The organism is Streptomyces sp. NPDC043996, assembly GCF_056435225.1.
Genome location: NZ_JBWKEY010000017.1, coordinates 66,766 through 88,606, shown reverse-complemented (window position 1 = coordinate 88,606; position 21,841 = coordinate 66,766). Strand labels below are relative to the sequence as shown.

Genomic DNA, 21,841 nt, shown 5'->3' with positions numbered 1-21,841 from the left:
GCGCCTCAGCGCCTCAGCGCAGGAACGGGTCCACCGCGACCGCCACGAACAGCAGCGACACGTAGGTGATGGACCAGTGGAAGAGGCGCATCTCCTTGAGCTTCGCGCCGGTGGACTCCGCCTTGGCGCGGTTCTGCAGCGCGTGCGCCTCCCACAGCCACCAGCCGCCGGTGGCGAGGGCGACGGCCGTGTAGAACCAGCCGGTGTAGCCGAGCGGCTGCAGCAGCAGGGAGACGGCGACCATCACCCAGCTGTAGAGGACGATCTGCCGGGCGACGACCTTGTTCGAGGCGATGACCGGAAGCATCGGCACGCCCACGCGCGCGTAGTCCTCCTTGACGCGCATCGACAGCGGCCAGTAGTGCGGCGGGGTCCAGAAGAACATCACCAGGAAGAGGATGACGGGCGCCCACGACATCGAGTTGGTCACCGAGGACCAGCCGATCAGGACGGGCAGACAGCCCGCGATGCCGCCCCAGACGATGTTCTGGGAGGTGCGCCGCTTCAGGATCATCGTGTAGACGACCACGTAGAAGAGCAGCGCGCCGAGCGAGAGCCAGGCCGACAGCCAGTTGACGGCGAAGCCGAAGAGCAGCGTGGAGACGACGGCCAGCGTGATGCCGAAGACCAGGCACTCGCGCGGGCTGACCATCCCCGTCACGAGGGGGCGTTGCGACGTGCGCTCCATCAGGGCGTCGATGTCGCGGTCGTACCACATGTTCAGCGCGTTGGCGCCGCCCGCGGACAGGTAGCCGCCGAGGCAGGTGATGAACACCAGCGTCAGGTCGGGCACCCCCTGCTCGGCGAGGAACATCACCGGAACGGTGGTGATCAGCAGCAGCTCGATGATCCGCGGCTTGGTCAGCGCCACGAACGCCTTGACTCGGGCCCCGAACGGCCGGTGGCTCGGGCTCTGGCTCGTCCCGAGCGTCCCCACTGGACGGGATTCAACGGCCGTCACGCACACCCCTGACAGAGACATCCCAGCGAGCCCACCGCAGACGTTCGGACATGAAGATCCGGTAAAGGCTCGCGCGTACCACGCCACTGTAGACGTTGCCCATACCTCGCCCTTCGCGGGGGTGGGTTCGTGTTGAGGGGCCAGACGAGGGGTGTTCCCGAGGGGGCGCGGGGCGCGTTACGGCACCCGGAGGACACGACCAGATGAGCGGTCCCGCATTCACATGGTGAATGCGCTATCACCCGTTCAGGAGGCGGATACCGAGCGCTCCCGGCAGTCTGGAATGACTCGAAAAAATGCACGTTCTCACAGGGGTAGGCTCGACAGCGGCCGGTGTGATGCGTACGCCGCCGGCATTCGACATGTGGAGAGGAGCCCTGACTCAGGGTGAGCACCAAGCCGACCACCACAGACCTCGAGTGGACCGATCTGGACGAGCGGGCCGTTGACACCGCCCGCGTCCTCGCCATGGACTCCGTACAGAAGGTCGGCAACGGCCATCCGGGTACGGCCATGAGCCTCGCGCCCGCCGCGTACACCCTCTTCCAGAAGGTGATGCGGCACGACCCCGCGGACGCCGACTGGACGGGCCGCGACCGGTTCGTGCTCTCCGCGGGCCACTCGTCCCTGACGCTGTACACCCAGCTCTACCTCGCCGGTTTCGGCCTGGAGCTCGACGACCTCAAGGCGTTCCGCACCTGGGGCTCGAAGACCCCGGGCCACCCGGAGTACGGCCACACGGTCGGCGTCGAGACGACCACGGGCCCGCTCGGCCAGGGCGTCGCCAACGCCGTGGGCATGGCGATGGCCGCGCGCTACGAGCGCGGCCTCTTCGACCCGGACGCGGCCCCCGGCACGTCCCCGTTCGACCACTTCGTCTACGCCATCGCCGGTGACGGCTGCCTCCAGGAGGGCATCTCCGCGGAGGCGTCGTCGATGGCCGGGCACCAGAAGCTCGGCAACCTGGTCCTGCTGTGGGACGACAACCACATCTCGATCGAGGGCGACACGGAGACCGCGGTCTCCGAGGACACCGAGAAGCGCTACGAGGCGTACGGCTGGCACGTCCAGCGCGTGGAGCCCAAGGAGAACGGCGACCTCGACCCGCGGGCGCTGTACGAGGCGATCCAGCGCGCCAAGGCGGTCACCGACAAGCCGTCCTTCATCGCGATGCGCTCGATCATCGCCTGGCCCGCCCCGAACGCGCAGAACACCGAGGCCGCGCACGGCTCGGCGCTCGGCGACGAGGAGGTCGCGGCCACCAAGCGCGTCCTCGGCTTCGACCCGGAGCGGAGCTTCGAGGTCGCCGACGAGGTCCTGGCCCACGCGCGCGAGGCCCTCGACCGGGGCCGCGAGGCCAAGGCCGAGTGGGAGAAGGGCTTCGCCGCCTGGCGCACCTCGCAGCCCGAGCGCGCGGCCGAGTTCGACCGGATCGCCGCCGGTGAGCTGCCCGCGGGCTGGGAGGAGAAGCTCCCGGTCTTCGAGGCGGGCAAGGGCGTCGCGACGCGTGCCGCGTCCGGCAAGGTCCTGCAGGCGCTCGGCGCGGTGGTCCCCGAGCTGTGGGGCGGCTCCGCCGACCTCGCGGGCTCGAACAACACCACGATCGACAAGACGTCGTCGTTCCTCCCTGCGGACAACCCGCTGCCGGAGGCGGACCCGTACGGCCGCACGATCCACTTCGGCATCCGTGAGCACTCCATGGCCGCGGAGATGAACGGCATCGCGCTGCACGGGAACACCCGTATCTACGGCGGCACGTTCCTGGTGTTCTCCGACTACATGCGCAACGCCGTACGCCTGTCGGCCCTGATGCACCTGCCGGTGACGTACGTGTGGACGCACGACTCGATCGGCCTGGGCGAGGACGGCCCCACCCACCAGCCGGTGGAGCACCTGGCCACGCTGCGCGCCATCCCGGGCCTGAACGTGGTCCGCCCGGCCGACGCGAACGAGACGGCCGTCGCCTGGCGCGAGATCCTCAAGCGCTACACCAAGGTGTTCGGCAAGGGCGCCCCGCACGGCCTCGCGCTGACCCGTCAGGGCGTGCCGACGTACGACCGCGAGGTCACCGAGGGCGCGGCCAAGGGCGGCTACGTGCTGTTCGAGGCCGAGGGCGCCAGCCCCGAGGTCGTCCTCATCGGCACCGGCTCCGAGGTGCAGCTCGCCGTCGAGGCGCGCGAGCAGCTGCAGGCCGCGGGCGTGCCCACGCGGGTCGTCTCGATGCCGTCGGTGGAGTGGTTCGAGGAGCAGGACCAGGGGTACCGCGACAGCGTCCTGCCGCCGTCCGTCAAGGCGCGCGTGGCCGTCGAGGCGGGCATCGGGCTGACCTGGCACAAGTACGTCGGTGACGCGGGCCGCATCGTGTCCCTGGAGCACTTCGGCGCTTCGGCGGACGGCAAGGTCCTGTTCCGCGAGTTCGGTTTCACCGCCGACGCGGTGGCCGCGGCGGCCCGGGAATCGCTCGCCGCCGCGCAGCGCTGACGCCCCCATACGACTAGTAGGAGATGTAATTCCATGACAGACGCACTCAAGCGCCTCTCCGACGAAGGCGTCGCGATCTGGCTGGACGACCTGTCGCGCAAGCGCATCACGTCCGGCAACCTCGCCGAACTGATCGACCAGCAGCACGTCGTGGGCGTCACGACCAACCCGTCGATCTTCCAGAAGGCCATCTCGTCCGGCGACGGCTACGAGCAGCAGCTCGCCGACCTCGCCGCGCGCAAGGTGACCGTGGAGGAAGCCATCCGCATGATCACGACGGCGGACGTCCGCGACGCCGCCGACATCCTGCGCCCGGTCTTCGACGCCACCGAGGGCCAGGACGGCCGGGTGTCCATCGAGGTCGACCCGCGCCTGGCGCACAACACGGCAGCGACCGTCGCCGAGGCCAAGCAGCTGGCGTGGCTGGTGGACCGGCCGAACACGCTGATCAAGATCCCGGCCACCAAGGCGGGCCTCCCGGCGATCACCGAGGTCATCGGCCTCGGCATCAGCGTCAACGTGACGCTGATCTTCTCGCTCGAGCGCTACCGCGAGGTCATGGGCGCCTACCTGGCGGGCCTGGAGAAGGCCAAGGAGCGCGGCCTGGACCTGGCCAAGATCCACTCGGTGGCGTCGTTCTTCGTGTCCCGCGTGGACACCGAGATCGACAAGCGCATCGACGCCCTTGGCACCGACGAGGCCAAGGCCGCGCGCGGCAAGGCCGCCCTCGCCAACGCCCGGCTCGCCTACGAGGCGTACGAGGAGGTCTTCGCCTCGGACCGCTGGGCCGCCCTGGACAAGGCGCACGCCAACAAGCAGCGCCCCCTGTGGGCGTCGACGGGCGTGAAGGACAAGGCGTACAAGGACACGCTGTACGTGGACGACCTGGTCGCCCCGGGCACGGTCAACACGATGCCGGAGGCCACCCTGGAGGCCACCGCCGACCACGGCCGGATCACGGGCAACACGATCGCCGGCACGTACGACCAGGCGCGCGCCGAGATCGAGGCCGTCGAGAAGCTCGGGATCAGCTACGACGAGGTCGTGCAGCTCCTCGAGGACGAGGGCGTCGAGAAGTTCGAGGCGTCCTGGAACGACCTGCTGAAGTCGACGGAGGCGGAGCTGAAGCGCCTCACCCCCTCGGAAGGCTGACCCACTGTGTCGAGCAGCAATCCGCTGCGTGACGCCGCGGACCGACGGCTCCCGCGCATCGCGGGGCCGTCGGGCCTGGTCATCTTCGGCGTCACGGGCGACCTGTCCCGCAAGAAGCTGATGCCCGCCGTGTACGACCTGGCCAACCGCGGCCTGCTCCCGCCGGGCTTCTCCCTCATCGGGTTCGCCCGCCGCGAGTGGCAGGACGAGGACTTCGCGCAGGAGGTGCACGACGCCGTCAAGCAGCACGCGCGCACGCCCTTCCGCGAGGAGGTCTGGCAGCAGCTCATCCAGGGCATGCGCTTCGTCCAGGGCAACTTCGACGACGACACGGCCTTCGAGCAGCTCAAGGCCACGATCCAGGAACTGGACAAGGCCCAGGGCACGGGCGGCAACTTCGCCTTCTACCTCTCGGTGCCCCCGAAGTTCTTCCCCCAGGTCGTCCAGCAGCTGAAGAAGCACGGCCTCGCGGACGCGCCTGAGGGCTCCTGGCGGCGCGCGGTCATCGAGAAGCCGTTCGGGCACGACCTGCAGTCGGCCCGGGAGCTGAACGCGATCGTGCACGAGGTCTTCGACCCGGACCAGGTGTTCCGGATCGACCACTACCTCGGCAAGGAGACCGTCCAGAACATCCTGGCGCTGCGCTTCGCCAACCAGATGTTCGAGCCGATCTGGAACCGGTCGTACGTCGACCACGTGCAGATCACCATGGCCGAGGACATCGGCATCGGCGGCCGCGCGGGCTACTACGACGGCATCGGCGCCGCCCGTGACGTCATCCAGAACCACCTGCTCCAGCTGATGGCCCTCACCGCCATGGAGGAGCCCGCCTCCTTCGACGCGGACGCGCTGGTCGCCGAGAAGGCCAAGGTCCTCGGCGCCGTGCGGCTGCCCAAGGACCTGGGCGAGGACACCGTGCGCGGGCAGTACTCCGCGGGCTGGCAGGGCGGCGAGAAGGCCGTCGGCTACCTCCAGGAAGACGGCATCGACCCCCAGTCGAAGACCGACACCTACGCCGCGATCAAGCTGCAGGTGGACAACCGCCGCTGGGCGGGCGTCCCCTTCTACCTGCGCACCGGCAAGCGCCTGGGCCGCCGCGTCACCGAGATCGCCGTCGTCTTCCAGCGCGCCCCGCACTCCCCGTTCGACCACACGGCGACGGAGGAACTCGGCCAGAACGCGATCGTGATCCGCGTCCAGCCCGACGAGGGCATCACGGTCCGCTTCGGCTCGAAGGTCCCGGGCACGTCCATGGAGATCCGCGACGTGTCCATGGACTTCGCGTACGGCGAGTCCTTCACGGAGTCCAGCCCGGAGGCGTACGAGCGGCTCATCCTCGACGTCCTGCTCGGCGACGCCAACCTCTTCCCGCGCACGGAGGAGGTCGAGCTGTCCTGGAAGATCCTCGACCCGATCGAGGAGTACTGGGACACCAACGGCAAGCCCGCGCAGTACCCGGCCGGCACCTGGGGCCCGGTCGAGGCGGACGAAATGCTCGCACGAGACGGACGGAGCTGGCGTCGGCCATGAAGATCGACCTCACGGACACCACGGCCAGCAAGATCAACAAGGCGCTCGTCCAGGGCCGCCGCGCGATCGGCACCCCGGCCGTGGGCATGGTCCTCACCCTCGTCATCGTCACCGACGAGGAGAACGCGTACGACGCCCTGAAGGCGGCGAGCGAGGCGTCGCGGGAGCACCCGTCGCGCACGCTCGTCGTCATCAAGCGCGTCTCGCGCTCGCCCCGCGACCGCACCCAGTCGCGCCTGGACGCCGAGGTGCGGGTCGGCGCGGACGCGGGCACCGGCGAGACGGTGGTGCTCCGGCTGTACGGCGAGGTCCTGGGCCACGCCCAGTCGGTGGTCCTGCCGCTGCTGCTTCCCGACGCCCCGACGGTCGTGTGGTGGCCGGTGAACGCCCCGCTGGACCCCGCCCAGGACCCCCTGGGCGCGCTGGCCCGGCGCCGCGTCACCGACACCTACGCCGCCGAGCAGCCCATCGAGGAGCTGACCGCGCGCGCCGAGGCCTACCACCCCGGTGACACGGATCTGTCGTGGACCCGGATCACCCCGTGGCGCTCGATGCTCGCGGCCGCGCTTGACCAGGTCACCTGCGAGGTCACCGCCGCCGAGGTGGAGGGCGAGGAGTTCAACCCGAGCGTCGAACTGCTCGCGATGTGGCTCGCCGACCGGCTCTCCGTGCCGGTGAAGCGCACGCGGTCGGTGGGCCCGGGCCTGACCGGCGTCCGCATGGAGACCAACTGCGGCCCGATCGTGCTCGACCGCGCGGACGGCTCGCTGGCCACGCTCTCCATCCAGGGGCAGCCGGACCGCGCGGTGGCGCTCAAGCGCCGCGAGACGTCCGAGCTGATCGCGGAGGAACTGCGGCGCCTGGACCCGGACGACACGTACGCGTCGGCGCTGCGGTTCGGCGTGGACCGCCTCGGGGAGACGGCACGGACGACGGTGCCCGCGGAGGCACCGGAAACCGGGGCGGGCGCTGCGGGCGCGTCGGGCGCTGCTGGCGCTTCGGCGGACGCTTCGGACGCTTCGGGATCGGGCGCCGCTGGACCGGACGCCTCCGCGTCGAGTGGCTCCGCGTCGGGCGCCTCGGAGTCCGCCTCTGGCCGGTCGGGCGCGGACCGCGGCTCGAACTCCAAGGCGAAGAAGGCCGCTCCCGCCAAGAAGTCCCCGGCCAAGAAGGCGGCCGCGAAGTGAGTACGGCTCCGCAGCTCGTCGTCCACCGCGACAAGGAACTGATGGCGCAGGCCGCCGCGGCCCGCCTGATCACGAAGATCGTCGACGCCCAGGCCGCCCGCGGCTTCGCCTCCGTGGTCCTCACGGGCGGCCGCAACGGCAACGGCCTCCTTGCGGCGCTGCGTTCGGCCCCGGCGCGCGACGCCGTGGACTGGTCGCGGCTCGACCTGTGGTGGGGCGACGAGCGGTTCCTGCCGGAGGGCGACCCCGAGCGCAACTACACGCAGGCCCGCGAGGCGCTCCTCGACTCGGTGCCGCTCGATCCGGCGCGCGTGCACCCGATGCCCGCCTCCGACGGGCCGTACACGGTGGGTGCCGACGGGGACGGCGCGGACGCGGCAGCGGCGGCCTACGCCGCGGAGCTCGCCGCGGCCGCGGGCCCCGAGCACTATCAGTCGGCGGCCACCGGGGGTGTCCGGGTGCCCGCGTTCGACGTCCTGATGCTGGGCGTCGGTCCGGACACGCACGTGGCCTCGCTGTTCCCGGAGCTGCCCGCGGTCCGCGAGACCGAGCGCACGGTCGTGGGAGTCCACGGCGCGCCGAAGCCACCGCCCACCCGTGTCTCGCTGACCCTCCCCGCGATCCGGTCGGCCCGCGAGGTGTGGCTGCTCGCGGCGGGCGAGGACAAGGCGAAGGCGGCGGCGATCGCCCTGTCCGGCGCGGGCGAGATCCAGGCCCCGGCAGCGGGCGCGTACGGCCGCTCGCGCACCCTGTGGCTCCTGGACGCGGCAGCGGCGTCGCAACTGCCGAGGGACCTTTATCCCCCGGCGTCGCCCTGACCCACGCCGGACCACGCGCGACTCGCGCGGCTCCCAGGCCGCTCGCGGCTCTCTCGTCAAGGGGTTCCCGCATCCTTCACCGGTGCGGGAGCCCCTTTTCGTCACCCCGGCTCGTGTCACCCCGAGGGGTTGCCCCGCACATGAGGGTGGGCGAGCAGCCGGATGCCGTGGAAGCGGCGCAGCCGACGCACCTCGAAGAGGGCGATGCCGGTGACCGTCACGGGTGCCCCCAGGATGAAGACCGCCCCCATGGTCAGGCCGAGCCCGTGCAGATCGCCGGTGACGAGGTCGGGCAGGGCCATCAGCCAGGTCGTGACCGTCGCGAGCAGGGGCGGCAGACAGCGGTGGACGGCCGCGGTGCCGAAGAAGTTGCGGTTGATCTGGACGGCGGCGCGGACGACGAAGGCCATGAGCCAGAAGACGACGGGCGCCACGACGAAGAGGGCGGGGCCCGCGATACCGGCTCCCTGACCGAGCAGCAGCACGGTGCCGATGACGGCCGCGATGAACCCGAGCAGCAGCCGCAGCGACGCGAGCAGCGGACCCTTGAGGGTGGCCAGGGGGCCGCTGCGGCGCCAGACGAACAGCATCCCGCCCACGGTCAGGGGCGTGACGATCAGCAGCACCAGCGAGGCCACGACCAGGTTCTCCAGCGCCTCCGAGATGTCGAAGCCCCCGGCCACGACGGTGTAGACGCCGCACGCCGCGATCAGGCCCGCGATGACCCGGTAGCGCTTGAGGTCCTCCACCAGCGGGTCGACGGGGTCGGGAAGCCAGGCGGGGGCGAAGGCCCACTGCGCCGCTTCCTTGGGCCACAGCGGCGAGTGCTCCCTGTTCATGGTTCCGGTGCGGCGCATGCGATGCCTCCCCCGATGGCACTGCGAGCAGTCGATGCCCGGATCGTAGGCGACGGCGCCCGGTGGGCGCGCCGGAATGCTCCGGTCCCTACGGGAATCCCCCGAGCGCCACACGCTGCGGGTTGCGGGAGCCCCCGAGCCCTTCGCACGGCCCGGGGGCTCCCGCGTGTGACTCAACGCCCGCGCAGCTCCCGGTACTTGGCGACCAGGGCCGTGGTCGACGCGTCCAGACCCGGCACGTCCGCGCCCTCGGTGAGGGCGGGTTCGACGCGCTTGGCAAGGACCTTGCCCAGCTCCACACCCCACTGGTCGAAGGAGTCGATGTTCCAGATCGCCCCCTGCACGAACACCTTGTGCTCATACAGCGCGATCAGCTGGCCCAGGACCGACGGTGACAGCTCACGCGCGAGGATCGTCGTCGTCGGATGGTCACCCCGGAACGTCTTGTGCGCCACCAGCTCCTCCGGCACACCCTCCGCCCGCACCTCCTCCGGCGTCTTGCCGAACGCCAGCGCCTGCGTCTGCGCGAAGAAGTTCGCCATCAGCAGATCATGCTGGGCCACCAGACCCGGCCGCAGATCGCCGACCGGCTTCACGAAGCCGATGAAGTCCGCCGGAATCACCTTCGTGCCCTGATGGATCAACTGGTAGTACGCATGCTGCCCGTTCGTCCCCGGCGTCCCCCACACCACCGGACCGGTCTGCCACGCCACCGCCTCGCCGTCCCGGTCCACGGACTTGCCATTGGACTCCATGTCCAGCTGCTGCAAGTACGCCGTGAACTTCGACAAGTAGTGCGAATACGGAAGCACCGCATGCGACTGCGCATCATGGAAATTGCCGTACCACACCCCCAACAACCCCAGCAGCAACGGCGCATTCGCCTCAGCCGGCGCCGTCCGGAAGTGCTCGTCAACCAGACGGAAGCCCTCCAGCATCTCCCGGAACCGGTCCGCACCGATCGCGATCATCAACGACAGGCCGATCGCGGAGTCAAACGAATACCGGCCCCCCACCCAGTCCCAGAACTCGAACATGTTCGCCGTGTCGATCCCGAAGTCCGCGACCTTCCCGGCATTCGTCGACAACGCCACGAAGTGCCTGGCCACCGCACTCTGATCAGCCCGCAACTCCGTCAGCAGCCACTCCCGCGCAGACGTGGCATTCGTGATCGTCTCAATCGTCGTGAACGTCTTGGAGGCGATGATGAACAGCGTCTCCGCCGCATCCAGATCCCGCACCGCCTCATGCAGATCAGCACCATCCACATTCGACACGAAACGCACCGTCAGATCACGGTCGGCAAACGCCCGCAACGCCTCATACGCCATCGCCGGACCGAGATCCGACCCGCCGATACCGACATTCACGATGTTCCTGATGCGCTTACCCGTGTGACCCGTCCACGCCCCGGAGCGGACCTGCTCCGCGAACACAGCCATCCGGTCGAGCACCGCGTGCACACCCGGCACCACGTCCTCGCCATCCACCTCGACCACCGCACCAACGGGCGCCCGCAACGCCGTATGCAGCACGGCACGGTCCTCCGTGCTGTTGATCCGCTCACCACGGAACATCGCATCCCGCAACCCGAACACATCAGTCGCCACAGCGAGATCACGCAACAACGCGAGCGTCTCATCCGTCACCAGATGCTTGGAATAGTCGAGGTACAGATCACCCACCTGGAGGGTGTAACGCTCCGCGCGGCCCGGGTCGGTCGCGAACAGCTCCCGCAGCCGCACCTCCCCCACCTGCTCCCGGTGCTTGGCCAGGGCCGTCCACTCGGCCATCTGGTGGAGCCTGGTGCGGCCAACTGCGTTCATCTGGACTTCAGCCCTCTCTCGTGCAACCTGAGTACCGTGCGTACGCCCCGCTGCTCTCCCAACCTAGTTGATCAGCGTGCGGTTTGAGCTGTCTGTCCGCTGTCGGCCGACTTAAGCGCGGGGGTGAGCGCGATGACCGACAGCGCGAACAGGACGGCCGCGAGCAGCATCGGCGTGTTCGGGCCCCACAGCGCGGCCGCGCCCCCGCCGAGCATCGCCCCGAGCGGCGCCCCGGCGACCGCGAGCGTCCGGAACGCCGCGCTGATGCGCCCCAGCATGGCGGCGGGCGCGCGCTCCTGCATGAGGGTGTGGGTGTTGACGTTCCACACCATGCCCATGGCTCCGAACAGCGTCATGCTCACCACCAGGGCGGCGACGTCACGGACCGTGCCCATCGCGACGAGCGCCGCGATCTGGGCCGTTCCGGCGGCGAGGACACCGCGGACGCGCCCGAACCGCCGTGCGAGCCATCCGGCGAGCGCGCCGCCGACCAGGCTCCCGGCCGCGTACGCCGTCGTGGCGGCCGCGTAGGCGCCCGGGCCCGCGTGCAGCCAGCCGGTGACGAGGACGACGAGGGTGGCCAGGAGCGCGCCTATGCCGACGTTGCCCACCGCGGTCGCCGCGCACAGCCTCCGCAGCGTCCGGTCCCGCCACAGGGCCCGCAGGCCGTGCGCGATGTCGGACCGCAGCGTGGCCCCGGCGGATCTGGGCGGGTGCTCGGGCACGGGCACCCGTAGGGAGGCCACGAGGGCGGCCGCCACCAGATACGTCGCCGCGTCCGCCGCGTACGGAACGCCGGGGCCCGCCGCTATCAGGAAGGGCACCGCGGGCGCGGCGAGGAGGCCGCCCGCGAACTGCTGCCCGGTCAGCAGTCGCGCGTTCGCACTGCCCAGCGTCGCGCGGTCCACCAGCGCGGGCAGCAGGGCCGTCGCCGCGTTGTCGAACAGTGTCTGGAGGGTCGTAAGGACCAGGGCCAGCGCGATGAGCAGCCCGATCGAGGCGTGGCCGAGCGCAACGGCGAGGGCGAAGCCCGCCACGATCAGACCCCGCGCCACGTCCACGAGCCACATGGCGCGCCGCTGGTCCACCCGGTCGGCGATCGCGCCGCCGAACAGCCCGAAGGCGAGCCACGGCAGATAACCGCAGGCGGTGACGGAAGCTATGAGCAGCGGGTCGTCGGTGAGCGACGCGGCGAGCAGCGGCAGCGCGGCCTTGCGCAGCGCGTCACCGAAGCTGGACAGCACGGCCGCGCTCCACAGCCGCCCGAACCCACCGCGCCAGGCGAGGCTCCGCGCCCCGCCGACCCCGGCCTCCACCGCACCCGCAGCCGTCACAACTCCCCCCGCCCGTCACGTGGTTCACGATCATCCGTCCACTGGGAAAACCGTAGAGGACACCACTGACAATCGCCGGGAAGCGGTCACTGACCTGCGTCATCACGGACCTGCGTCGTCACCGGGGCGGGGCGAGACGGGTCCGGCCGGGCACCCTTCGGTGCCCGGCCGGATCGCCCTGCCTAGATCTCGCCCCGCAGTTTGGCGAGCGCCTCGGCGAGGATGGCCTCGCCGTCCGCGTCGCTGCGCCGCTCGCGGACGTACGCGAGGTGCGTCTTGTACGGCTCGGTGCGCGGCGGGTCCGGCGGGTTGTCCCGGTCCTGACCGGCCGGAAAGCCGCAGCGGGGGCAGTCCCAGGTGTCGGGGACCTGCGCGTCGCTGGCGAAGCTCGGCTGCGTCTCATGCCCGTTGGAGCACCAGAAGGAGATGCGCAGTCGCGGCGCGGACTCACCGCGCTCGGCCTCGCCCATCGGCCCCGCCCCGACCCGACTGCCTCGGATCGCGTTGCCACTTGCCACGGTCGTAACTCCCTGCGTGATGGTGCTGCCTGTGTCGAACGGCGGCTGCGCCGCGGGGTCGACTGCCGGCTCCGCTGCGGGCGCCTCAGTCTACGTAAGGCCCAACGCGCGTCCAGTGTTGGGAGTTACACCCCACCCCGACACGCAAGCCCCATGATAAGCCGCGCGCGCGGGCGCGTACGGAACATGGGGCTTTGAGTGGCGCTCCGGTGACGGAGCAAGCGGGCAGGGCCCGCTGTCAGTTGTTCACCTTCATCAGGATGCCGAGCACGACAATGCACGCGAACCACAGCAGACCGACCACGACGGTGATGCGGTCGAGGTTGCGCTCGGCGACCGAGGAGCCGCCGACCGACGACTGCATGCCGCCACCGAACATGTCAGAAAGGCCGCCGCCCTTGCCCTTGTGCATCAGCACCAGCAGCATCATCAGCAGGCTGAAGACGATCAGGGCGATCGAGAACCCCATAACCACGGCTGGACCAACTTCCTCGGATTCTGGATGACGACGGGGCCGGGGCGCGCGCTCCAAGAGACGCGGCCCGGCCCCGCAAGGGTACGACGGATCTCCGCTACCGCATACTCACTGGTTACGGAAGCGGAGGCTCACTGCTCGGTGAAACGAACGATCTTGACGAACTCGTCCGTGTCCAGGCTGGCGCCGCCTACCAGGGCGCCGTCGATGTCGGGCTTCGCCATGATCTCGGCGACGTTGCCGGACTTCACGGAGCCGCCGTACTGGATGCGGATCTTGTCGGCGACGTCCTGCGTGTACAGCTCGGCGAGCTTGCCGCGGATGGCCGCGCAGACCGCCTGCGCGTCGTCGGCGCCGCAGACCTTGCCGGTGCCGATGGCCCAGACCGGCTCGTAGGCGATCACGATCGACTCGGCCTGCTCGGCCGGGACGTCCTTGAGGCCGCCCTCGACCTGCGCGAGCGTGTGCGCGACGGCGTTGCCCGCCTCGCGGACCTCCAGCTCCTCACCGACGCACAGGATCGGCGTGATGCCGTGCTTGAAGGCCGCCTTCACCTTGGCGTTGCACAGCTCGTCCGTCTCCTGGTGGTACTGACGGCGCTCGGAGTGGCCGACGGCCACGTACGTGCACTTCAGCTTGGAGAGCATCGGACCCGAGATCTCGCCGGTGTAGGCACCGGAGTCCTGCGCCGAGATGTCCTGGGCGCCGTACTTGATCTTGAGCTTGTCGCCGTCGACCAGGGTCTGCACCGAGCGCAGATCGGTGAAGGGCGGCAGGACGGCGACCTCGACGGTCTCGTAGTCCTTGTCGGCCAGGGCGAAGGCGAGCTTCTGGACGTGCGCGATGGCCTCGAGGTGGTTGAGGTTCATCTTCCAGTTGCCCGCCATCAGCGGCGTGCGCGTGCTCATTAAGGTCAGTCCTCCAGTGCGGCGAGGCCGGGGAGCGTCTTGCCCTCGAGGTACTCGAGGGAGGCGCCGCCGCCGGTCGAAATGTGGCCGAATGCGTTTTCGTCGAAGCCCAGGTTACGGACGGCCGCGGCGGAGTCGCCGCCGCCCACCACGGTGAAGCCGTCGCAGTTGAGCAGGGCCCGGGCGACGGCGGCGGTACCACCGGCGTAGTCGGGGTGCTCGGCGACGCCCACCGGCCCGTTCCAGAAGACCGTCTCGGCGTCGGCGATCTTCTCGGCGAACAGCTCGCGGGTCTTAGGGCCGATGTCCAGGCCCTCCATGGTCGCCGGGATGCTGTCGGCGTCGACCGTCTCGAAGTCGGCCGGGGCCTTCGTCTTCAGGTCGGGGAAGTCCGTGGAGACCAGGACGTCGACGGGGAGAACGAGCTCGACGCCGTTCTTCTCGGCACGCTCCATGTACTCCGTGACGACCGGGATCTGGTCCTCCTGAAGGAGGGAGATGCCGACCTCGTACCCCTTGGCCTTGAGGAAGGTGTAGGCCATGCCGCCGCCGATCAGCAGCCGGTCGGCCTTGCCGAGCAGCTCGTCGATGACGGCGAGCTTGTCGGAGACCTTGGCGCCGCCGAGGATGACGGTGTACGGGCGCCGCACGTTCTCGGTGAGCTTCTTGAGGACATCGACCTCGGTGGCGATGAGGTAGCCCGCGTAGTGCGGCAGCTTGCCCGGCAGGTCGAAGACGGAGGCGTGCTTGCGGTGCACGGCGCCGAAGCCGTCGCCCACGTAGACGTCGGCGAGTTCGGCGAGTTGGTCGGCGAAGGCGCCGCGCTCGGCGTTGTCCTTGGACGTCTCACCGGCGTTGAAGCGGAGGTTCTCCACCACGGCGACCTGGCCGTCGGCCAGCTCCGCGACGGTGGCCTTGGCGGACGCGCCGACCGTGTCGGTGGCGAACCGGACGTCCGCGCCCAGAAGTTCACCGAGACGGGTGGCGGCGGGGGCGAGCGAGAAGGCCGGGTCCGGGGCGCCCTTGGGGCGGCCCAGGTGCGAGGCGACGACCACGCGGGCGCCCGCCTCGGCGAGCGCCTTGACGGTGGGCAGGACGGCGCGGATGCGGCCGTCGTCGGTGATCTTGGCGCCGTCGAGCGGAACGTTCAGGTCCGCGCGGACGAAGACCCGCTTGCCCGCGACACCGCCGGCGAGAAGTTCGTCGATCGTCTTCATTGAGAAGGACTCCTGGTCAGACTGGTCAGAGGGGCTTGACGTACAGCAGGGTCCGGACGTTAACGGTCCGGACCCTGCTGCTCACATCTGGGTGCCTGCTCTAAGCGCCCGAGCGCCTCAGAGCTGGCCGCCGACGAAGACCGTGAGGTCCACGAGGCGGTTGGAGTAGCCCCACTCGTTGTCGTACCAGCCGAGGATCTTCACCGACTTGCCCTCCTGGACCATGGTCAGGGAGGAGTCGAAGGTGCAGGAGGCCGGGTCGCTGACGATGTCGGACGACACGATCGGGTCCTCGGTGTAGAAGAGGATGCCCTTGAGGTCGCCGTCGTCGGCGGCCTTCTTGAACGCGGCGTTGACCTCGTCCTTGGTGACCTCGCGCTGCAGCTCGACGACCAGGTCGGTGGCGGAGCCCGTCGGGACCGGCACGCGCATGGCGATGCCGTCGAGCTTGCCCTTGAGCTGCGGCAGGACCAGGGCGGTGGCCTTCGCGGCACCGGTCGTGGTCGGGATGATGTTCTCGGCGGCGGCGCGGGCGCGGCGCAGGTCCGAGTGCGGGAAGTCCAGGATGCGCTGGTCGTTGGTGTACGCGTGCACCGTCGTCATCAGGCCCTTGACGATGCCGAAGTTCTCGTCGAGAACCTTGGCCATCGGCGCCACACAGTTGGTGGTGCAGGAGGCGTTGGAGATGACGTGGTGGTTCGCCGCGTCGTACTTGTCCTGGTTGACGCCCATCACGATGGTGATGTCCTCGTCCTTGGCCGGAGCCGAGATGAGGACCTTCTTCGCGCCGCCGGCGATGTGCTTCTCGGCGTCCGCCTTCTTGGTGAAGATACCGGTGGACTCGATCACGATGTCGACGCCCAGCTGACCCCAGGGGATGTCGGCGGGGTTGCGCTCGGACAGCACCTTGATGGTGTGGCCGTCGACGGTGATGGTGTCCTCGGTGTGCGACACCTCGGCCTTGAGGCGGCCCAGGATGGTGTCGTACTTCAGCAGGTGAGCGGTGGTCGCGGTGTCACCCAGGTCGTTGACAGCCACGATCTCGATGTCCGCACCCTGCTCAAGGAGCGCGCGGAAGTAGTTGCGACCGATGCGGCCAAAGCCGTTGATGCCTACGCGGATCGTCACGAACCGATCTCCTCGTTGGTACGCCGGTCTGAGACGCCGGCGAGTTGTATTGGGATGTCCCCGACCGCCTCCGACCCTACCTCTCCCCATGCCCCGAAGTGACATCGAGAGGCCGCGCGGAGGCAATACTGTCCGGTAGTGATAATCGCCACGCACGTCACTGCGCTCACCCGTTCCACAGGGGTGCACGGGTGAGCGCAAAACCCCCGGATTCCGGCGTCACCGGGGGCTCAGATGGCGAACCGTGGGCTCAGACGGGGACCGGGGGCTCAGGCGGCGGCCGGGGAAATCACACGGCGAGGTTGTCCGCCATCTCCTCCGTGAGGTTGGACTCCGTGCCGGGGATGCCCAGGTCCTGCGCCCGCTTGTCGGCCATGGCGAGCAGGCGGCGGATGCGGCCCGCGACGGCGTCCTTGGTCAGCGGCGGGTCGGCGAGGGCGCCGAGCTCCTCCAGGGAGGCCTGCTTGTGCTCCATGCGCAGCCGCCCGGCGGCCGCGAGGTGCTCGGGGACGTCGTCGGCGAGGATCTCCAGGGCGCGCTGCACCCGGGCACCGGCGGCGACGGCGGCGCGGGCCGAGCGGCGCAGGTTGGCGTCGTCGAAGTTGGCCAGGCGGTTGGCGGTGGCGCGGACCTCGCGCCGCATCCGCCGCTCCTCCCAGGCGAGCACGGACTCATGGGCGCCGAGCCGCGTCAGGAGGGCGCCGATGGCGTCACCGTCACGGACGACGACGCGGTCCACGCCGCGCACCTCGCGGGCCTTGGCCGCGATCTGCAGTCGGCGGGCGGCGCCCACGAGCGCGAGGGCGGCCTCGGGACCCGGGCAGGTCACTTCCAAAGAAGAGGAGCGGCCCGGCTCGGTGAGCGAGCCGTGCGCGAGGAAGGCGCCGCGCCAGGCGGCTTCCGCGTCGCAGGTGGCCCCCGAGACCACCTGCGGCGGCAGCCCCCGGATGGGGCGGCCGCGGCCGTCCACCAGGCCGGTCTGGCGGGCCAGCTGGTCGCCGCCCGCGACGACGCGGACCACGTAGCGCGAGCCGCGGCGCAGCCCGCCCGGGGCCATCACGATCAGCTCGGAGCCGTGGCCGAAGATCTCCAGGATGTCCCGCTTCAGCCTGCGGGCCGCCATCGCCGTGTCCAGCTCCGCCTCGATCACGATGCGGCCGCTGACCAGGTGCAGTCCACCCGCGAACCGCAGGATCGCCGAGACCTCCGCCTTTCTGCAGCAGGTCCGGGTGACGGGAAGCCGGGAGATCTCGTCCTTCACCGCTGCCGTCATCGCCATGGGCCGATCCTTCCATGCATCCGAAAAATACGGTCGTACGCGGCGGCCAGCAGCTCCGGGTCGTGCTTGGGGCTGCCGTCCTCGCGGGCCACCGGCGCCAGCTCCACCGTGGCACCGAGCCGCTTGGCGGCGTCGGTCAGGGACCCACGGTCGGGCACGGCGGCCTCGTCGGCCAGCACCACGTCCAGGGCGAGTTTAGGGGCGTGTCGGGCCAAAACCTCCAAATGACGCTGCGGAGAGAACCCTTCTGTTTCTCCCGGCTGCGGCGCGAGGTTCAGCGAGAGGATCCGGCGGGCCTTGGTCTGCGTGAGCGCGTCAAGGAGTTCGGGGACGAGCAGGTGCGGGATCACGGAGGAGAACCAGGAGCCGGGCCCGAGGACCACCCAGTCGGCGTCCAGGACGGCGGCGACGGCCTCCGGGACGGCGGGCGGGTCCTGCGGGACGAGGTGCACGGACTGCACCTCGCCGGGGGTGAGCGCCACGGTGGCCTGACCGCGGACGGTGTCCACGTCGTCCGGGCGCTCGGGGTCGTGCCCCTTGACCAGGGCCTGGAGCTCCAGGGGCACGGCGGACATGGGCAGCACGCGCCCGTGCGCGCCGAGCAGCTTGCCGACCAGGTCCAGGGCCTGGACGTGGTCGCCGAGCTGCTCCCACAGGGCGACGATCAGCACATTGCCGACCGCGTGCTCGTGCAGGTCGCCGCGGGACTGGAAGCGGTGCTGGATGACGCGCGCCCAGGTCTGGCCCCAGTCGTCGTCGCCGCACAGCGCGGCGAGCGCCTTGCGCAGGTCGCCCGGCGGGAGCACGCCGAGCTCCTGGCGCAGGCGGCCGCTGGAGCCGCCGTCGTCGGCCACGGTGACGACGGCGGTGAGGTCTCCGGTGATGCGGCGCAGGGCCGCGAGCGAGGCGGACAGGCCCATGCCGCCGCCGAGGGCGACGACCTTGGGCTGGGTGCCCCGCTTGCGGCCCAGGCGGTTCAGACGGAGCACCCGGCGGTTGGGCTTCACTCGCGCCCCATGTCCCGGTGGACGATGACCGTCTCGATGCCGGCGGAGGAAAGCCGGGCGGCGAGCTTCTCGGACGTGGCGACGGAGCGGTGCTTGCCGCCCGTACAGCCGACGGCGATGGTCACGTACCGCTTGCCCTCGCGGCGGTAGCCTGCGGCGATCAGCTGGAGCAGTTCGGTGTAGCGGTCGAGGAACTCCTTGGCGCCGGGCTGGTTGAAGACGTACGCCGACACCTCTTCGTTCAGGCCGGTGTAGGGGCGCAGCTCCGGGACCCAGTGCGGGTTGGGCAGGAAGCGCATGTCGACGACGAGGTCCGCGTCGACCGGCAGGCCGTACTTGAAGCCGAAGGACATCACCGTGGCCCGCAGCTCGGGCTCCTCGTCGCCCGCGAACTGGGCGTCCATCTTCGCGCGCAGCTCGTGCACGTTCAGGCTGGAGGTGTCGATGACCAGGTCGGCGTCGCCGCGCAGCTCGCGCAGGAGCTCGCGCTCGGCGGCGATGCCGTCCACGATGCGGCCGTCGCCCTGGAGGGGGTGCGGGCGGCGCACCGACTCGAAGCGGCGCACCAGGGCGTCGTCCGAGGACTCCAGGAAGACGATGCGCCGGGTGACGTGCTTGGACTCCAGGTCCGCGAGGGACTCGCGGAGGTTGTCGAAGAAGCGGCGGCCGCGCACGTCGACGACGACCGCGATGCGGGCGACGTTGCCCTGCGAGCGGGCGCCGAGCTCGACCATGGTGGGGATCAGCGCGGGGGGCAGGTTGTCGACGACGAACCAGCCGAGGTCCTCCAGACACTTGGCGGCCGTGCTGCGCCCGGCGCCGGACATGCCGGAGATGATCACTAGTTCGGGAATGGCCGCCTCCGCGGCCTCACCCGCCTCGATGGTCGTGCCCGTACTCACCTGGGTGCCGCCTTCGTCGTGCTCGCTCATGTCTCCATCCCCCGTCGTCGTTCTGAGGCGCCCACGCGTGTGGGTGCCTCGCTGTCACGCGGGGCCTCGGTCGGTGTGGGCCCCTCGTCGTGCTCCGAGTCTGCCGCCGGGGCGGGCCGCTCGCCGTCCGGGGCGCCCGGTGGTGCGGGCTCCCCTTCCTGGTCCGAGTCTCCCGCCCCCACGGGGTCCTCGTCTTCCATGATCTCTCCAGTCGCCGTGTTCACGGCGGGCGCCACCGGCGCCGCTCGGGCGAAGGCCGCGAGGACGGCCTCCGCCGTCTTCTGGCCGACGCCCGGGACCTCGCGGATCTGGTCGAGGGTCGCGGACCGCAGCCTCTTCACCGACCCGAAGTGTTTGATCAGCGTCTGCTTGCGGGCTTCACCGAGACCGGGCACCTCGTCCAGCGGGGATGCCTTGAAGCGCTTGGTCCGCTTCGTCCGCTGGTACGAGATCGCGAAACGGTGCGCCTCGTCTCGTACGCGCTGGAGGAGGTAGAGCCCCTCGCTGGTGCGCGGCAGGATCACCGGGTCGTCCTCGTCCGGCACCCAGACCTCTTCCAGGCGCTTGGCGAGGCCGCAGACCGCGATGTCGTCGATGCCGAGCTCGTCCAGGGCGCGCTGGGCGGCGGCGACCTGGGGCTGGCCGCCGTCCACGACGACGAGCTGGGGCGGGTAGGCGAACTTCTTGGGGCGTCCGTCTTCCTCGGTGAGGCTCTCCTGGGCCTCCTCCGGGCTCCACTCGCCCGTCTTCTCCTTCTCCGCGAGATACCGCCGGAAGCGGCGCGTGATCACCTCGTGCATGGACCGGACGTCGTCCTGGCCCTCGAAGCCCTTGATCTGGAAGCGGCGGTACTCGCTCTTGCGGGCGAGGCCGTCCTCGAAGACGACCATGGAGGCCACGACGTCGTCGCCCTGGAGGTGCGAGATGTCGTAGCACTCGATGCGCAGCGGGGCGCTGTCGAGCTCCAGGGCCGCGGCGACCTCCTCCAGGGCGCGGGAGCGGGTCGTGAGGTCGGAGGCGCGCTTGGTCTTGTGCAGGACGAGCGACTGCTGCGCGTTGCGCGCGACGGTCTCCATGAGGTCCTTCTTGTCGCCGCGCTGGGGGATGCGCAGCGACACGTTCGACCCGCGGCGCTGGGTGAGCCACTCCTGGAGGGGCTCCACGGGGTCGGGCAGCGCGGGGACGAGGACCTCCTTGGGGACCGCGTCGCCGCTCTCCTCTCCGTAGAGCTGCTGGAGGGCGTGCTCGACGAGGTCCGCGGAGGTGACGGCCTCGACCTTGTCGGTGACCCAGCCGCGCTGGCCGCGCACGCGTCCGCCGCGGACGTGGAAGATCTGGACGGCGGCCTCCAGCTCGTCCTCGGCGAGGGCGATCAGGTCGGCGTCGGTGGCGTCGGCGAGGACGACCGCGCTCTTCTCCATCGCCTTCTTCAGGGCCTCTATGTCGTCGCGGAGGCGGGCCGCCCGCTCGTACTCCATCTCCTCGGCCGCGTCCGTCATCTTGCGCTCCAGGCGCCGGATGTACGTCCCCGTGCGGCCCGTCATGAACTCGCAGAACTCCTCCGCCAGTTGCCGGTGCTCCTCGGGGGAGACGCGGTCCACGCAGGGCGCGGAGCACTTGCCGATGTAGCCGAGGAGGCAGGGGCGGCCGGTGCGGGCGGCGTTCTTGAAGACGCCGGCGGAGCAGGTGCGCACGGGGAAGACGCGCAGCAGCAGGTCCACGGTGTCGCGGATGGCCCAGGCGTGGCCGTAGGGGCCGAAGTAGCGCACGCCCTTTTTCTTCTGACCGCGCATCACCTGCACGCGCGGGAACTCCTCGTTCATCGTCACCGCGAGGTAGGGATAGCTCTTGTCGTCGCGGTACTTGACGTTGAAGCGCGGGTCGTACTCCTTGATCCAGGTGTACTCCAGCTGGAGCGCGGCCGTCTCCGTGGCCACGACCGTCCACTCCACGGAGGCCGCCGTCGTCACCATCGTGGCCGTGCGGGGGTGCAGGTTCGCCAGGTCCTGGAAGTAGCTCGACAGGCGCTGGCGCAGGCTCTTGGCCTTCCCGACGTAGATCACACGGCGGTGCTCGTCACGGAATCGGTAGACCCCCGGCGAGTCGGGGATCTGTCCCGGCTTGGGACGGTAGCTGGAAGGGTCGGCCATGGCGGACAGCCTACTGGCGGGGTGTGACATCACCGCGTCGCGGCCGGGGCGGCGAACGCGGCGGCCGCGGGCCGGGGTCGC

18 protein-coding genes are annotated in these 21,841 nt (G+C 70.3%); 5 read left to right on the top strand and 13 right to left on the bottom strand.

Annotated elements, in window-relative coordinates:
* Positions 1-13: 13 nt before the first annotated feature.
* The gene (locus tag AC07A4_RS35400) at positions 14-967 is read right to left on the bottom strand and encodes a heme o synthase (RefSeq protein ID WP_478607347.1); all 954 of its coding nucleotides are present in this window, start codon (positions 965-967) and stop codon (positions 14-16) included.
* Positions 968-1,348: 381 nt separating this feature from the next.
* Here AC07A4_RS35400 and tkt point away from each other — a divergent pair, with 381 nt between their 5' ends.
* The 5 genes from tkt to pgl are packed head-to-tail and all read left to right on the top strand — an operon-like array spanning position 1,349 to position 8,129.
* Positions 1,349-3,442: a transketolase gene (gene tkt / locus AC07A4_RS35395; protein ID WP_478606951.1), complete on the top strand. Its 2,094-nt coding sequence runs from the start codon at positions 1,349-1,351 to the stop codon at positions 3,440-3,442.
* 33 nt (positions 3,443-3,475) lie between these two features.
* A complete protein-coding gene (gene tal / locus AC07A4_RS35390; RefSeq protein ID WP_478606949.1) occupies positions 3,476-4,594 on the top strand; it encodes a transaldolase in 1,119 nt (372 codons plus the stop codon).
* 6 nt (positions 4,595-4,600) lie between these two features.
* Positions 4,601-6,124 (top strand): glucose-6-phosphate dehydrogenase, encoded by a 1,524-nt coding sequence (gene zwf / locus AC07A4_RS35385; protein ID WP_478606947.1) that lies wholly within the window; start codon positions 4,601-4,603, stop codon positions 6,122-6,124.
* On the top strand, positions 6,121-7,311 hold the full coding sequence (opcA, locus tag AC07A4_RS35380) for a glucose-6-phosphate dehydrogenase assembly protein OpcA (protein WP_478606945.1): 1,191 nt from the start codon (positions 6,121-6,123) through the stop codon (positions 7,309-7,311). Before zwf ends, opcA begins: the two co-directional genes overlap by 4 nt.
* Positions 7,308-8,129, top strand: coding sequence for a 6-phosphogluconolactonase (gene pgl / locus AC07A4_RS35375; protein WP_478606943.1), 822 nt, complete (start codon positions 7,308-7,310; stop codon positions 8,127-8,129). The genes opcA and pgl overlap by 4 nt, the downstream gene beginning before the upstream one ends.
* 116 nt (positions 8,130-8,245) lie before the next feature.
* On the opposite strand, the gene AC07A4_RS35370 is transcribed toward pgl, so the two are convergent.
* The 12 genes from AC07A4_RS35370 to uvrC form a co-directional block, all read right to left on the bottom strand.
* The gene (locus AC07A4_RS35370; protein WP_478606941.1) at positions 8,246-8,986 is read right to left on the bottom strand and encodes a hypothetical protein; all 741 of its coding nucleotides are present in this window, start codon (positions 8,984-8,986) and stop codon (positions 8,246-8,248) included.
* 173 nt (positions 8,987-9,159) lie between these two features.
* Positions 9,160-10,812, bottom strand: coding sequence for a glucose-6-phosphate isomerase (pgi, locus tag AC07A4_RS35365; protein WP_478606938.1), 1,653 nt, complete (start codon positions 10,810-10,812; stop codon positions 9,160-9,162).
* Between the two features lie 71 nt (positions 10,813-10,883).
* On the bottom strand, positions 10,884-12,146 hold the full coding sequence (locus tag AC07A4_RS35360; RefSeq protein WP_478606935.1) for an MFS transporter: 1,263 nt from the start codon (positions 12,144-12,146) through the stop codon (positions 10,884-10,886).
* A gap of 182 nt (positions 12,147-12,328) precedes the next feature.
* The gene (locus tag AC07A4_RS35355) at positions 12,329-12,664 is read right to left on the bottom strand and encodes an RNA polymerase-binding protein RbpA (RefSeq protein WP_003957010.1); all 336 of its coding nucleotides are present in this window, start codon (positions 12,662-12,664) and stop codon (positions 12,329-12,331) included.
* Positions 12,665-12,902: 238 nt separating this feature from the next.
* Positions 12,903-13,133, bottom strand: coding sequence for a preprotein translocase subunit SecG (gene secG, locus AC07A4_RS35350; RefSeq protein ID WP_029181151.1), 231 nt, complete (start codon positions 13,131-13,133; stop codon positions 12,903-12,905).
* Between the two features lie 137 nt (positions 13,134-13,270).
* A complete protein-coding gene (gene tpiA, locus AC07A4_RS35345) occupies positions 13,271-14,047 on the bottom strand; it encodes a triose-phosphate isomerase (RefSeq protein ID WP_478606929.1) in 777 nt (258 codons plus the stop codon).
* Between the two features lie 5 nt (positions 14,048-14,052).
* Positions 14,053-15,264, bottom strand: coding sequence for a phosphoglycerate kinase (locus tag AC07A4_RS35340; protein ID WP_478606926.1), 1,212 nt, complete (start codon positions 15,262-15,264; stop codon positions 14,053-14,055).
* A 117-nt stretch (positions 15,265-15,381) separates the two neighbouring features.
* The gene (gap, locus tag AC07A4_RS35335; protein ID WP_478606924.1) at positions 15,382-16,392 is read right to left on the bottom strand and encodes a type I glyceraldehyde-3-phosphate dehydrogenase; all 1,011 of its coding nucleotides are present in this window, start codon (positions 16,390-16,392) and stop codon (positions 15,382-15,384) included.
* Positions 16,393-16,681: 289 nt separating this feature from the next.
* Positions 16,682-17,671 (bottom strand): DNA-binding protein WhiA, encoded by a 990-nt coding sequence (gene whiA / locus AC07A4_RS35330; RefSeq protein ID WP_478606921.1) that lies wholly within the window; start codon positions 17,669-17,671, stop codon positions 16,682-16,684.
* On the bottom strand, positions 17,662-18,678 hold the full coding sequence (locus AC07A4_RS35325) for a gluconeogenesis factor YvcK family protein (protein WP_478606918.1): 1,017 nt from the start codon (positions 18,676-18,678) through the stop codon (positions 17,662-17,664). Before AC07A4_RS35325 ends, whiA begins: the two co-directional genes overlap by 10 nt.
* Positions 18,675-19,610 (bottom strand): RNase adapter RapZ, encoded by a 936-nt coding sequence (rapZ, locus tag AC07A4_RS35320; RefSeq protein ID WP_478606916.1) that lies wholly within the window; start codon positions 19,608-19,610, stop codon positions 18,675-18,677. The genes AC07A4_RS35325 and rapZ overlap by 4 nt, the downstream gene beginning before the upstream one ends.
* Positions 19,607-21,760: an excinuclease ABC subunit UvrC gene (gene uvrC, locus AC07A4_RS35315; protein WP_478606914.1), complete on the bottom strand. Its 2,154-nt coding sequence runs from the start codon at positions 21,758-21,760 to the stop codon at positions 19,607-19,609. The genes rapZ and uvrC overlap by 4 nt, the downstream gene beginning before the upstream one ends.
* Positions 21,761-21,841: the final 81 nt, after the last annotated feature.